The 14,745-nt window shown below is 39.5% G+C and carries 12 protein-coding genes and 1 pseudogene; 8 read left to right on the top strand and 5 right to left on the bottom strand.

Going from position 1 to position 14,745, the window contains the following annotated elements:
- The first annotated feature begins 76 nt into the window (after positions 1-76).
- Both panB and ODOSP_RS02490 read left to right on the top strand, forming a co-directional pair.
- Positions 77-892 carry a 3-methyl-2-oxobutanoate hydroxymethyltransferase gene (panB, locus tag ODOSP_RS02495; RefSeq protein ID WP_013610836.1) on the top strand — a complete coding sequence of 272 codons (816 nt, stop codon included), beginning with the start codon at positions 77-79 and terminating at the stop codon, positions 890-892.
- A 125-nt stretch (positions 893-1,017) separates the two neighbouring features.
- On the top strand, positions 1,018-1,710 hold the full coding sequence (locus ODOSP_RS02490) for an RluA family pseudouridine synthase (RefSeq protein WP_013610835.1): 693 nt from the start codon (positions 1,018-1,020) through the stop codon (positions 1,708-1,710).
- 238 nt (positions 1,711-1,948) lie between these two features.
- Here the strand turns inward: ODOSP_RS02490 and ODOSP_RS18635 are convergent, their stop codons facing one another.
- Positions 1,949-3,199 (bottom strand): cytidylate kinase family protein, encoded by a 1,251-nt coding sequence (locus ODOSP_RS18635; RefSeq protein ID WP_013610833.1) that lies wholly within the window; start codon positions 3,197-3,199, stop codon positions 1,949-1,951.
- 44 nt (positions 3,200-3,243) lie between these two features.
- Between ODOSP_RS18635 and ODOSP_RS19125 the strand changes: the two genes are divergently transcribed.
- Complete coding sequence (locus ODOSP_RS19125) at positions 3,244-3,609, top strand: ORF6N domain-containing protein (protein ID WP_181998482.1); 366 nt, start codon at positions 3,244-3,246, stop codon at positions 3,607-3,609.
- Between the two features lie 61 nt (positions 3,610-3,670).
- Here ODOSP_RS19125 and ODOSP_RS02475 read toward each other — a convergent pair whose 3' ends face one another.
- Together ODOSP_RS02475 and ODOSP_RS02470 are read right to left on the bottom strand one after the other, a co-directional pair.
- Positions 3,671-6,562, bottom strand: coding sequence for a TOTE conflict system archaeo-eukaryotic primase domain-containing protein (locus ODOSP_RS02475; protein WP_013610832.1), 2,892 nt, complete (start codon positions 6,560-6,562; stop codon positions 3,671-3,673).
- Positions 6,541-7,452 (bottom strand): Abi family protein, encoded by a 912-nt coding sequence (locus ODOSP_RS02470; RefSeq protein ID WP_013610831.1) that lies wholly within the window; start codon positions 7,450-7,452, stop codon positions 6,541-6,543. The genes ODOSP_RS02475 and ODOSP_RS02470 overlap by 22 nt, the downstream gene beginning before the upstream one ends.
- Before the next feature lie 707 nt (positions 7,453-8,159).
- Here ODOSP_RS02470 and ODOSP_RS02465 point away from each other — a divergent pair.
- From ODOSP_RS02465 to ODOSP_RS20120, 5 genes and pseudogenes are all read left to right on the top strand, one after another.
- Complete coding sequence (locus ODOSP_RS02465; RefSeq protein ID WP_013610830.1) at positions 8,160-8,588, top strand: hypothetical protein; 429 nt, start codon at positions 8,160-8,162, stop codon at positions 8,586-8,588.
- Positions 8,579-10,402 (top strand): YcaO-like family protein, encoded by a 1,824-nt coding sequence (locus ODOSP_RS02460; RefSeq protein WP_013610829.1) that lies wholly within the window; start codon positions 8,579-8,581, stop codon positions 10,400-10,402. Before ODOSP_RS02465 ends, ODOSP_RS02460 begins: the two co-directional genes overlap by 10 nt.
- Positions 10,389-12,698, top strand: coding sequence for a TonB-dependent receptor (locus ODOSP_RS02455; protein WP_118104491.1), 2,310 nt, complete (start codon positions 10,389-10,391; stop codon positions 12,696-12,698). Before ODOSP_RS02460 ends, ODOSP_RS02455 begins: the two co-directional genes overlap by 14 nt.
- 21 nt (positions 12,699-12,719) lie before the next feature.
- Positions 12,720-13,907 (top strand): cysteine peptidase family C39 domain-containing protein, encoded by a 1,188-nt coding sequence (locus ODOSP_RS02450; protein ID WP_013610827.1) that lies wholly within the window; start codon positions 12,720-12,722, stop codon positions 13,905-13,907.
- An 11-nt stretch (positions 13,908-13,918) separates the two neighbouring features.
- Positions 13,919-14,113, top strand: a pseudogene (locus ODOSP_RS20120) (helix-turn-helix domain-containing protein); the annotation flags it as partial.
- Here the strand turns inward: ODOSP_RS20120 and ODOSP_RS20115 are convergent.
- Both ODOSP_RS20115 and ODOSP_RS20110 read right to left on the bottom strand, forming a co-directional pair.
- Positions 14,111-14,329, bottom strand: coding sequence for a phage integrase SAM-like domain-containing protein (locus ODOSP_RS20115; RefSeq protein WP_229032362.1), 219 nt, complete (start codon positions 14,327-14,329; stop codon positions 14,111-14,113). The pseudogene ODOSP_RS20120 and the gene ODOSP_RS20115 sit on opposite strands and share 3 nt — an antisense overlap.
- A gap of 51 nt (positions 14,330-14,380) precedes the next feature.
- Entirely contained in the window at positions 14,381-14,731 is a 351-nt protein-coding gene (locus ODOSP_RS20110) for an Arm DNA-binding domain-containing protein (RefSeq protein WP_083813711.1), read from the bottom strand.
- Positions 14,732-14,745: the final 14 nt, after the last annotated feature.

The raw sequence follows: 14,745 nt of genomic DNA, 5'->3' as shown, positions 1-14,745 counted from the left end.
TCAGATTTACGGACGACGATTCGGATGACTTTTCCCATCGGAAATCCCAGTTCTAAAGTCACAAATCAAATTAATCATGTCAACACAATCAGCAGTAAAAGTGGTAACCACCCATGTTTTATCGGAGATGAAACTCAAGGGTGAGAAAATCAGTATGCTTACTTCATATGACTATTCTATGGCCCGTATCGTCGATCAGGCAGGCATAGATGTTATCCTGGTCGGCGACTCGGCTTCCAATGTAATGGCAGGCCATGAGACAACCTTACCGATCACCCTCGACCAAATGATTTATCATGCCGCTTCGGTAGTCAGAGGAGTAAAACGGGCATTAGTTGTTGTAGACATGCCTTTCGGTAGTTATCAGGGAAATAGCAAAGAGGCCTTAAACTCAGCCATCCGTATCATGAAAGAAACGGCTGCCGACGCCATCAAACTCGAAGGAGGAGAAGAAATTCTCGAATCTATCCAACGTATCCTGTCGGCCGGAATTCCGGTTATGGGCCATCTTGGACTTACCCCCCAGAGCATCCATAAATTCGGGACCTATGCCATTCGCGCCAAAAAAGAAGAGGAAGCGGAAAAATTGGTTCACGATGCCCATCTCCTGGAAGAAGCAGGTTGTTTTGCCATCGTGCTGGAGAAAATTCCGGCAGCTTTGGCAGCCAGAGTCGCCCAAGAAGTCAGTATCCCCATCATCGGCATCGGTGCCGGTGGCGGTGTAGACGGACAAGTCCTGGTCATCCACGATATGCTCGGTATCAATCAGGAATTCTCTCCCCGCTTCTTACGGCGCTATCATAACCTATATGCAGAAATCAGCGGTGCTGTCGGCAATTATATCGCTGACGTAAAAAGCGGTGATTTCCCGAATGAGAGAGAACAATACTAATAAAGTTATAGGCTATAAGCTAAAAGCTAAAATGTTTATCTATCTTTTATTTACTTTTAGCCTATAGCCTTTAGCTTATAGCATCTAGCTTATAGCCTATAGCCTTTAACTTATATCTTTTATTTATGTTAGAAGTTTTATACGAAGATAATCATATCATTGCCGTCAATAAGAAAATTTCGGACATTGTACAGGCAGATAAAACCGGAGATACCCCTTTGAGCGAAGAAGTAAAGGCGTATATCAAGAAGAAATACAACAAACCGGGAGAGGTTTATCTGGGTGTCCCCCACCGGGTGGATCGTCCTGTCAGCGGTGTAGTGATTTTTGCACGTACCAGTAAAGCCCTCACCCGGCTGAATAAAATGTTCCAGGAACACGAAAAGGAGATCAGCAAGATCTATTGGGCTATCGTAGGCAATTTGCCGGCCGAGGATCATGCCGTACTCACCCACTATCTGATGCGTGATCCGGAAAAAAACAAATCGCACGCTTACAACCAGCCCAAAGCCGGAGCCAAAGAAGCCACCCTGGAATACAAACTACTCGGAAGTTCACAACGTTATTACCTGCTCGAAGTGAAGCTTTACACGGGCCGGCATCACCAAATCCGGTGCCAATTGGCTAAGATCGGCTGTCCGATCAAAGGAGACCTGAAATATGGTTTTCCCCGCTCGAACGAAGGAGGAGGGATCAGTTTGCACGCCCGTTCGATCACTTTCAAACATCCGGTGAGCCGGGAAATGATTACCATCACGGCAAAACCTCCTTTGAACGATCCGCTTTGGAAAGTATTCTATGAAGGAATAGTTAACTAACGTCATCAACCTGATGAAGCGGGAATTGACCATATTACTGACAGAGGCTTTCATAAAAGATATCGAACGCTACGAATTGGATAAAATCGGTTTCATCCACGACACCTGAAGGGAAACCGATTTTATCCTTCAATGTATTCCCCACCCCACAACCACTTTCAAAGATGTTGAAAGTGACCGGAAATGGTACTCCGGAATTTTACTGTTATATTCACGTTAAAACATTCATATAGCCCATCTATTCGGCAGCCAGACAGTGAATGACAGAATAAATGGCTTCCGCCACCTGTTCGTCCGTAGCCATCGAACTGTCCAGCATCAAATGGTAATAGTACCGGTCGCCCCAATCGCAACCGGCATAGTGCAGGCAGTGTTCACGCCGCTCCTGGTCGGTACGTTTCAGTAAGGCTTCTGCACGGTTGTTCTCTATCCCATATTCAGAGATTATGCGTTTCAGACGGGCAGCCTCATCGGCATAAACAAAAACATGGAGACACCGGGGACGGCCTTTCAGAATGAAATTGGCAAGCCGTCCCACGATAACGCACGACTCCCTGCCGGCAATATCAAGTATTACCCGGCTCTGTGCGCGGAATACGGCAGTCTGCACAGGATCGTCATACAACAGTCGTCCGTTTACGGTCTGTTCATTCTCCTGCACGGTGCATTCGCCCAACCCGCTTTGCTGCGCAGTGAGCGTGATAAGCTCCCTGTCATAGAATTTCACCCCCAACCGCTGTGCCAGCAGTTCCCCGATATGATGCCCGCCACTACCGTATTCACGTGAAATGGTAACCACAAACGGCAGGGATTTTCCGGAGGACAGGGTGGTATCCTCTTTTTCTCCGAGACCTTGCATTCTCCGGCGGTTCTCCGGATTGAACGACGAGGCATGACAGCGTCCGAACACATAATAGTAGCCCCACGACAGCAGGCAGGGCACGATCATGCAGAGGAACATGGCATCATACCCCAGCCATTTCACCAACACGCCTGCCAGAAAGCCGCCCAGCGCAATACCGAAATCGAAGGCCACAAAAAATGTGGAACTCGCAGCTCCCCGCCGTTCGGGAGCTACGGCGTGCATCGCCATGGTCTGCAAGGAAGGCTGGATAGCCCCGAAACTATACCCCAACAGGACTGCCGACAACAGGTAGCAAGGCACGTTGTGCGCAAATATCAACAGCAATATGCCTGCCACGATAGCTGCGTTACCGGTATAAACCAGCCGCGCCTCCCCATACCGGTCAACGGCACGCCCCAGCAGAATACGTGTCCCGACCGTGGCCAGAGCGATGAAGATGAAATAGATCCCGCCTCCGGGCAAATGACAGGAGGCAGCATAAATCGCTACATAGACTTCTATCACGCCATACGCCATCATGAAGAAGAACTGCGTAACGGCAGCGGGCACTGACATCGGTTCGAACAGTTCACAGATGCGCAGCGGAGCGTCGGATACCGTGTAGTTGCGCGACCGTATGCCCATACCTGTCGGCGGAAGAATGGGTGGTTATCTCATCACAATTTGTGATGACATCAAAGAATAAACGTCCAAAATCCGCTTTACCACTGGCTTTTACCGAGCATGGCGTTGTTATGCTTTCAAGCGTATTACGTAGTGATATTGCCGTACAAACCAGCGTACTTATCACACGTGCATTTGTCGCTATGCGGCAGATGATAGCTAATTCCCCCGTTATCATGAGTGCTCAACACCAAAAGGAAATGAAAGAACTCAAAGAATATATCGAAGATGTTTTTGCCGACCAAAACGATATAAACGAAGATACCCGGATGCAAATTGAGTTGATTAACCAGGTATTGGCGGAATTACAGGTACATAAGAAACATTTGATGTATCTGTTATTAGTTGATTATCAGTATTATACGCTCTAAACGATAGAAAAGTGACAGTGTGGATTCTGTGTAGATACAAAAAAGTGAAGATTTAACGTATTTAACCTCCATTTACATCATTTCCAGTGTCTGAGTATAGTATTTCTATCATTTCGTTGGCTATTTTGTGGTCAGCGATTCGCATAACATTGTTTGTTTCCGAATTGTAACCAAAGAAGTTTATGTTCCCATACCAGACAATAGATTTGTCTATGATGGCGCATTGCAGAGTTTGTTCCTTGTTGCACACCACATCCATTCCTGTATTTTTAAGTTCTATCTCATTAGCTCCTTCCTCTTTGATATGTACAGCCACATTAACACCATTATGAATAATGCTTGCAAGTGTTGACATGATAACGGGCTTGTATTTGAACTTTACTTTTGGGACTGCGATGATGACAGAGTACTGGGCTTTTGCCAAATCATTCCGAAATGTCGCTTCGTAATTGTTTCGTTCATATATCAGTTCTTGGGGATTTTTGTCAAGCGTGGATGATGTCACATACTTTCCGTATCCTGCTCTTAAATACCCTTTTAGCCGTTTACGATACATAGAGTCACAAAGTGGGACATGAACATCCACATAATCATAAATACGCACTTCTTTCTTTCCTGCGTATTCCCTATGCAAACGCCCTGCATATTGCTCAACGTTTCCTTTCCAAGCTATAGGCATAGTAAGGAACAGTGTATCAAGGCGAGGATAATCAAAGCCTTCTCCTACATACTTTCCTGTAGCCACAATCACAAGTGATTCTGATGTGGGCATTGACTGTAGATTTTGTAATGCAAGACGCTTTTCTTTAGCAGAATCAGCTCCAAAGAGTTGAATGACATGGTCTGCAAATGGAATAAGCATTTGTGCCAACGCCTTGACATGAGCAGTGCGAGTGGTTAATACCAATGGGGTACGACCTTCTTGAATGGCAATTCTTACATCTTCTACGATGAACTCATTCCTAACCTTATCTTCGGACAAGTCTTGTGTAACCTGAACGTAAGTCTTGTTATCTGACGAAATGTTTCGGAATGATGTAAACCTTGGAATCAATAAACGTTTAAATGTTTGATTTTCCATTTGGCTCTTGGCATCAGCTGTGAATCTTATCTTTCCGCATTGCATGAAAATAATAGGTTGATGCCCATCCTTTCTGACAGGAGTTGCTGTCAAACCATATACGTATGTAGCTGTTACTTGTCGAAGCACTTGCTCGAAGCTGACAGAGGATACATGATGACATTCATCTACTATCACCATGCCGTAATCCTTGACAAAAGGCTTCGCTTCACCATCGCTCAAACAAGATTGTATCAAAGCTATATCAATGATGCCATGCAATGTGTTCTTGCCTGCATATAAACAACCAATGACCGAAGAATTCTTTTTCCTTCCTCGTTTGACTACTAGCTCTTCGATGGTCTCATCTATCTTGAGGAAAGTTTCCAACCGTTCTTTCCATTGTTCCAGCAATGCCTTGTTATGAACAAGAATTAAGGTGTTCACCTTTCTCCTTGCAAGCATTCCGATGGCAAACACTGTCTTTCCAAACGCTGTTGTTGCTGATAAAGTTCCTATATTATGTCCAGCAAATGCTTCCATTGCATTTTGCTGTTCTTCCCGAAGAGATCCTCTGAATGTAACATTGATATTATGCCCATGATTTGTTTTGTCTGAGATTACTACCTTTACTCCATGTTGGGTTAGAATACCACAAACAGCATCTTCACACCCACGAGGAAGGACAAGATAATCATCTGTCATTTCCGAACATGAAATGATGCGAGGGATATTATAGGTAGAAAGGCGCATACCTTGCTTCTCATAAAACTCCGGATTACGAAAAGCTGCTATGCGCTTAAAAACATTCACACATTTGGCAGATAGACTTGCTAAAGGAACATAAAGCATATTCGCTCTTGTCAGAACGATTTGTTTTGGATAGTCTTCAGATTGCGCAGCATCCATATGAGGAGTCTCCCAAGGTTTCTCATCGCAGGTCTTTGACAGTTCTCCTAATGTTGGCACTGCATGCAGCTGTAATAACAAATCAAGTTCTACCTCTGATAGCTTATGGATTTGCGACAACATTTCCCATTGGTCGGCATACGCATTGAAGTCTTCATCAACGAACACACTGTTCCCTTTGCGTCGAGCCATACCTTGCAATGGCAAGGCTACAAGATTGCCCAGTCCTCCTTCGGGCAAGGTGTCTTGGTTTGGAAAGAAACGGTCGTATGACTTGAAAGACAGGTGAGCGTCACAACTCATCGCCTCTGTAAGAATGGCATTTCCCAACTTGCGTGCCTTGAAAGCAGTTACTGGTGTTTCAAAGAAAATCCATACGTGAGCACCATTGCCAGAACGTGAGCGTTCGATATAGCAAGGTACATTCCAAGTTTTGCAAACATTTACAAAGGCAAGTACATCATTCTTGTAGCCATGCTCGCAACTCTTGTCATCAAAGTCTGTACAAAGGAAACTGCAAGTGTTGTCCTTTCGTATTGGATAAAGTCCTATAACATCACGTCCCCATACATCCTTTCCTGCAAGATGATTGAAAAAGTCGTTGTATGCCAAAGGAGCGAATTGCCTGTTGGGACAATCCGCACATTTGTACTTTCGCTTGTCGCAAAATTCACGATTCCATTCCCTCGTGCATACAGGTTGGTAGCCTGACTTTTGAGTCGTACTACTGTACCAACGCTTGGCAAAGACATCATCACGACCTTGAAAAACACTACGAAATAGCGCAACCTTTTCCTGTAGACTCAGCTTTGAATCTGTATGGAATATGGCATGTAGGCTTTCTTTCGTAGTGACATTAGGCTCGGTTACAATGTATGGTATTCCATGCACATCAAGAATTTTTCTTAACCTGGCATTTTCTTTCTCTAATTCTTGAAGCTTGGCAATAAGCTCATTTGCATTTAGTTGTTTGCCTGTATCCATAGCGGTTCTTGTTCCCAACCAACAGGGAATCCAAGAGCTGCCAGGTCTATCTCTGGAAACTTGCTGAACAAATTGTGCATTTTGTCAAGCATGTCATTGTTGGGAGAGATGATGTCAAGGAAATACTTGATGATGCACATATTATAATAGATTCTTCGCTTGTCCGCAGGAATAGTAATCCAAGGACGAGTCATGCCTCTCATATCATTTGGAATAATCTTGTTGACTTTGTTCCAAACACGAGCGTGATGACAACAAGCGTTGCGAGTAAGCGTAAGCACAGAAAGCCAAGACTCAAACACTGGAGCATGAAGGCAGAAACGCTTGGCGATCTGCTTTTTGAGTCCTTTATCTTTCAAGTTCCTGTAGTACATATTCACGCTACCCATTGGGAGAAGTTCACCAAGAATCCATGCTGGTGGAAAAGGTTCTGTATATGTTCTTTTGAAGTGTTCTATAAAGTCTTCAGTAGAACGTTCATACTCCTTCGACAACATTGCCATACTATTGACGAAAATGGACTGATCACGAAAAAGTGCAGAATTGGTAAGCCAATATATATCACCAGTCCGTTCAGCCGTCATATTCATTACGGCTTCTCTTACAGCAATTTCGATCTTCTCAATCTCGTTAAAAAGGAGTAAGCGCAACTTTTTGTCAAAGCGATAAAGCATCATCACTTTGTTAAATGTAGCACCTTCCTTATACAGATGAAGAATCTTTGGAGTCTTCAACAAAGGATGCATATACGCAGACAATCGATAATAGCCAATGCTCTCCAAATACAATTGAGCCTTTTGCCTATCATTGATTATCAATCCACGATTTTCCAATAAGGTTACAAGTTCTCGTGGAGTCTTGTAATCTTTTCCAAAATTTCTCTTTGTCATAGCTTATAAACAAAAAAGCCCAGCCTATTTAAGCATTGTAAAGAGGCTCGGCTGGAACTAACGCTGCAAAAATACAAATAATCGTTGAGAATACAAACTTTTTGGCAAGAAAAATTATGCCAAAGTGGAATTCTTTGACATATTTATATTTAATAATGTTAAATCGGGACTTAAAATCATACTTTACCAGTCAAACAAAGTGGTTTCCAAGATAAAAGTGTTATCTTTGTAACGTCTATACCCATACCGAAAGTCCCGATGGGCAGAGGTTGGGCAGACATATATACATATAAGGCGTAACTGTACGCTTTGGTTTTGACAGTGTAAGAACTTCGCAAACTCTCAACTGCTAGTCAAGAACAAAGCAACGGGAACGCCTCATGAGGTGTATTATATACAGCCCTCATTGGCTTCGGACGGTTCTATTGTTCGTTGTCAAGAGTGCTTTCTATATATTTACACTGGCGTGGGGGCTTTCGGCGTTGCTCGTTTCGACTGGCAGGGCAATGCGAAGGCCTTTACACTGTGGAACGAGTGACAGGACTGGCTCCACGTTTTTATGTATATATACCAACCATTTATTAAACATGCCAATATGGTAGCCGTTGGCAAAAAAGAAGAATAGTTGGTATGAGTAGTATAAAAGTTCCAATCACAAGAACGGATAAGGAAGGATTTCAAGTTACAATAGACTTGAATTTATTGTAATGACATTTAAAGAAACAATACTTAAATTGGCTACATATTGGAATCCCGACAAACAATACATAAAAACATGTAAAGATAAGCATGCTATCATTACGTCATTCTATGGTAAAAATAACGAATCGTATTTAAAATCCATTAGCAATGCTAGAAAATATAATATCCCATCAATTTTAAGACGGACAATAAAATTGGATTCCGTGCCAACTATAAAGGCATGTTGTTATGAATTCAATACAAATTTTCAGTTGTTTATTTTATCTCAAATAGATGGAGTACATACAGTGGCAGATATTATTGAAGCTGCAAAAAAAGTAGTTTTTGACAAAATGAACAACTGTAATATAAATATAGTACACCAGAAGATAACCAAGATGGTATTCGACAACATTATAGAACTCTCACTAAAACATAAATTATCATGGAACTAAAACGCATTAAACCTTATAAGGCAAGAAAGCCTGAAGATACAATCTTTTTGATTAGAAAAATTTTGCATGAGAAATTAAACATATTGCTAAAGGAAGAGCATTATGTCGGAGATGCAAATTTTTATTCATGCCGAGTTAATATCGCGAATAATTTGCTTGATGATTTAAATATTGGCACAAATGGAAAAGGTATGCGGTTCGAATATGCTTTAGCCAGTGCATATGGCGAATTTATGGAGCGCATACAAAATCAAATACTAATTGCACATCGCAGTATAAGCAGTATCTATAATCAACGAACTGACAATAGTACTCTTAGCATAGTAAACGATGATAATCTTAGAACTAGATATATTTTTGCGCCTGATGAAAAGAATATCAAGTTTACAAAATCGATGGACTGTGTAAGAAAATACATCAAAAGCTCAAACATACCTCAACTAGAAGAACTGTATGAAGGGAAAGATATGACTCTAGTTCCTTTTGTGAATATCTTTGACAAAACTGTAGAATTTCTCCCTATTAGCATAATTCTTTCAACGTGTACATCTAATGGTATGTGCGCAGGCAATACGCCCAAAGAGGCAATAATTCAAGGTATGAGTGAAATTTTGGAGAGATATGTTATTAGAAAAATATATTATGATAACATATCTCTTCCAACTATACCATTAAGTTATTTTGCCAATACAATAATTTATAAGAAAATTATCACATTAAAGGCAAAATACAATTGGGATTTTCAAATAAAAGATTGTTCTTGCAATTTAGGAATTCCCGCGATAGGCGTGTTAATCTTTGATTCAACCAATCAAAAATACTTATTTCATATTGGTGCAGATCCATCACCGATTACGGCATTAGAAAGAACATTAACAGAGATTTATCAAGGTCGATATGATTTGTCTTTAAAATCAGTTGACTTAGAATATCAAAATAGACTGTTATATGATGAAAACTTGAAAAGTTTAGAAATGTTTAAAACCTGTACGACAGGAAGTGGTCAGTTCCCAATAACTTTATTGTTTGGCGAACCTTCTTTTCCTTTCAACGGATTTGATATGACTTGGGGGAAATCAGACGATAATGATTTCAATAAGATGTTGTCGTTATTTAGCAAAATTGGAGTAAAGGTTTTTGTGCGGGATGTTTCATTTTTAGGCTTTCCCGCATATCATTTGTATATACCTGGGATGAGTGAATTTAGAAATCTTGCCACTAATGATGATATAGTATTCGTTAATTCTTTAAAAAAAGCATACCCTATAAGCAGAAATATTCAAAATGCGAATAATTCTGAAATAAGATTTTTATTAGACTATATTGAGAGTAATGAGGTTATTTCATATAATAATTTAAGATTTTGCAATGCAAATGATCTATGGCAAAAGTATGATAAAAACCTTATCCTCTCTTTATTGTATTATACAGTATCCGATTACAAAAAATCTGCAAGCTATATGGAAACATTCATTGCAAATGCAAATTTTTCAAAAAAAGAGAAGGATTTCTTTTCATGTCTTAACCAGATCATTAAAAGTAAGTATACAGAATGTAGTATAAATTGGATTAACAAAATATATGGTCCAAGGGTTGTGAGTTCATGCGCTTCTTTTTTAGAAAACAAAGAATATCTTAAATATTTAAGCACATCGAACTGTTATAATTGTCATTCTTGTAATATCCAAACAACCTGCAGAGTAAAAACAATCTTGGCATTAGCCAAGAGGATGGAAGATTTGTATATAGAAAATCTTCCGAACCAACATCAATTACTTAATAGCCTTGTTTATGATAATCATGAAAAGATTTAATGTCCTATTTATGGTCTTATGCTATACTTTATGTTCTGTATCGGCATGGAGTCAGCATACAGTCAAAGGAGTTGTTAAAGATAAGGAAACGCACCCTGTTATCGGTGCAAGCGTAATAATACGCTCTTTGCAAGACACGCTGAATCATAAAGGATGTATCACCGGTGAAAATGGACAATTCACTATAGAGAAAATAAAGTCCGGCAAGTATCGCATTGAAATATCATTCATCGGTTATACGGACTATCGACAAGAATTTGAATTAGACCAATCTCTTGATTTAGGAGAAATAGTATTATCAGAAAATACCATGTTATTGGATGAAGTTGTAGTTACATCGAGCATGGTCAAGAGGTTTGCGGACAAGAAGGAATATAAACTTACCAACATAGAGAAAGGACAATACAGTAGTGCATTGTCTGCATTAGAACATCTGCCCAAAATACAAGTTATCGACCAAACTGTCAATTCTGTAGACGGGAAAGCAGTAAAAATTTTGATAAACGGCATACCTTCTACACCGACTGACCTTTCTGTAATTTCTCCCGAAAATATTTCTAAAATAGATTATTACACCCAGCCACCTATCCAATATTCCAATATGGGATTAGGTGCAGTAATCAATGTCGTGACTAAAGAAAAGCAAAATGGAGGTTCTGTCGGATTAAACACCCAAAATGCAGTAACTACCGGATTCGGAAACAATGTAGTGAATTTCAAATATAACTGGGGACACTCACAACTTGGGGTAACATACAATATCAACTACCGCAATTACAACAAACGCATATTGGATGAAAATATGACTTATGCCGTAGGAGGTAAAACATATCAAAAACAAAAGACAGGTAAGAACAGTCCATACGCGTACGAACAGCAATTGGCAGAAATCAGTTTCAACAACTCTAAACCGGACAACTATATTTTCAGTACAAAACTCTCTTTCAATTCTCTGAACCGCAGACGTTCTTCCAAGCAAGATATTTTTTCTACTATTGACGATGTGGTATTTGAAAAATTTGGAGAAAGTTCCGATAAAGACAAATACATCAGTCCAGTAATGGATATGTATTTCAGCAAAACATTTAATGCCAAGCATGAGCTAACGATGAACCTTGTCGGAACTTACTACAAATCCGATTATGACTACCGATATTCTGAATTGAGCGGTGGAGTAACTGATTTTGAAACGGCAACGAATATAAATCTCGATAAATATTCGTTTATTGGAGAAGCCGTATATAACTACAATATGAAGACGGCACAGTTATATGTCGGTTCTCGGTATATGTACAACAATAGTACGCAAAAGAATCTCCCTTCAAACAACCGTACACTGACGAATGAAATCTACTCATATCTCGGAATTGCAGGTATGCTTGGAAAGAAATTCAATTATAGTGTCAGTGCCGGTGTAAACGGAAATATATTTACCACAATAGAAAACAAGGAATATAAGTTTGTTTATTTCAGACCACAGGTGAAACTCGGTTACTTCATCGACGAAAGTTCTGATTTGACATTCAACTATGAAGTGAATACCGAAAATCCCGCAATTTCTTCATTGACATACAATCCTTATTTCAAAGATGCAAACTATCTGTATGTAGGAAATCCGAATCTGAAACCAAGTAACAATCACGACCTGTCTTTGTCGTATTTCAAAGGATTCAAGAAATTTGTCATTAGTGCAGAAGTCGCTTACTCCTATAACAAAGATGCCATCGCTCCGGTTTTTCAATCAGACGATACGAATATCATTGAGACATTCGGAAATTTGGATAATGCACAGAACATGAAAGCCAGTCTGTTTCTACAGTGGTATCCATTCTCGAACAATATTCTGCGACTAAGACTGTATTCCGAAGTATTCCACCAAATCAACGCTTTGGAAAACGAAAAATGGAATTATACAGGATACTCTTTTATTCCATCCGTAAATTTAGCTTACAAAAAATGGGGCGTTTCGGTATTCTATCAGACTGAAAAGAAATCTCTTGTAGGTCAGACAATGAAAACAATTCCAAGTATGGCAAGCGTAGAAGTGTCGTACAGTCCGGTTAAAAACCTCACTTTGACAGGAGGAATAAGATACCCGTTTTATGACTCGTGGAAACAGACAACATCTGTATCAGGGACATCACTTCTACAACGAGATGAAACAGAACGCATAATCAATAATGCCAATATGGTCTATATCAACCTTGTATATAATTTTGCATTCGGTAAGAACAAGTCAAATGTGAAATTTAAGATACAAAACAAAGACAAAGATTCCGGTATTTTGAGTAGATAATAATTAATTTGTGAGTTGTCAATGAAGTTCCCATCATTTATTCAATATAATACAAAAGATTGCGGTCCGAGTTGTCTAAAAATCATATCAAAATACTATGGCCAAGAGTATTCTCTTGCATATCTAAGAGAATTGTGTCAAGTATCTAGAGACGGGACTTCAATTTCATCTATGCGCGATGCCGCTGAGAAATTGGGTTATGATGTCTCTGTGACAAAGATGTCGTGGAAAACATTGAATAATGATAACATAAAATTACCTTGTATTATTCATTTACGGCAAAACCATTTCGTAGTACTATATAGTATTGGAGTAGATAAAAAGAAACTTTTCATATCCGACCCTGCAATTGGGCTATTGACATATGATGAAGGTACATTTTGTAATTTATGGTTAGACGATAGCAATTGTGGTTTGGTTGTATCATTAAAACCAACACCACGATTTTGGAGTATTACTCTCAAAACTAATAGCAACGCTAAACAGACCCAAATAAAAGAAATTGTTAATCTCATTAAACCATACAAGATTCAATTCATAGGAATATTCATAACAGTTTTTACTGTTCTTGGGCTTAATACTCTAATGCCATACCTAGCACAATCCGTTGTGGACAAAGGTATAGAGTCCAAAGATATTTCGCTTATTGTGCTGATTTTATTAGCACAAGTTATGATTGTTGTAGGTCAGACCAGTGCAAATATCATTCGTAATATTATAACTTTAAAAGCATCAACTAACATAACAATTAATATAATCTCTAGCTTTTTACACAAGTTACTGAAATTACCTATAAGTTTTTTTGAAACAACTCTAATTGGAGATATTATTCAACGTGTTAGAGATTGTGACCGATTACAAGTATTTTTCACAACTACACTTGTGTCAATAGTAGTTTCATCATTATCAGTTGCTATTTACGCTGTTGTGTTAGGAAAATATAACTTATGTGTTTTCATTGTATTCCTTTTGGGCAGTATTATTTATTGTTTATGGATACTCTTTTTTTTGCGCTATCGGAAAAAACTAGACTATTTAAAATTTCAAGAATCTTCAGTCAGTCAAAGTAATATAGTCGAAATATTTGAAGCAATACACGAAATAAAATTACATCAACTAGAAGATAAAAAAATATCAGAATGGAAGCAAACTCAAAAGAAATTATATAATGCAAGCATCGTACATGTTATAATTTCCTTTGAAAAATAATATCGAAAATCATGAAAGATAATGAATTATTGTATCGGTTGGGTCAGAGATTAAAAGAGTTACGTAAAGCAAAAAAGTGGTCTTTACGTGACCTTGAGGCTTTAACGGATATTGATAACAGCGAGCTTTCAAAATATGAATTCGGTTTTATAAGCCCTCAGCTTCTATCTTTATATAAACTTAGTCAAGCTTTTGGAATAACCCTAAGCAAACTTCTTGATATAGAAAAGCACGGTCAACTCCTTTTCCACTGCACGATTATAGATGGCACGCAGGTTACGCATATTAAAAGAGGAAATATTCGGGCAAACATTGATACCTTTCAGGAAGGTTTCGTATTCCACCATCAGGTTGGAGTCCACCTCCCTGAACAGCAGGTCACACTCGCCACGGAAACGTAAAAAGCTGTTCAGTGTAGTCATATAGGTCTCGGCTGTACACTTTTTGCCTATCTTTTTCAATTCCTGGATGAGCTACCATGTAAAAGAGACAAACCCACCGCAATCAGCCGGAGAGGAGAACAGTTCCACCACTTTGTCGGCGGTATATGCCATGTCGGAACGTTCAAGCCGCACGATGACCTCCTTGAAACGGGAAAGATCGTTCGCCAAAGCGGTCTTCATAGAGAGCAGATATCCCTCCTGCCCTTTTTCGATACCGGAGGACAGGATGACTCTGGAACAATCGGCATCCCATTCCGATGGGTACAGCTTATAGCCGAAATGAACTTGTTTTACCAGACGGTTGTGAATTACTTGATAGTAGAGTGTACCCGCCTTCGTCTCAATGGAAGATACACGGAATTTGATTTTTACTGTTGCCATACAATTTAATTGTT

It is taken from the genome of Odoribacter splanchnicus DSM 20712 (assembly GCF_000190535.1).
Taxonomy (GTDB): domain Bacteria; phylum Bacteroidota; class Bacteroidia; order Bacteroidales; family Marinifilaceae; genus Odoribacter; species Odoribacter splanchnicus.
This window is presented reverse-complemented; position numbering and strand designations above follow the sequence as displayed.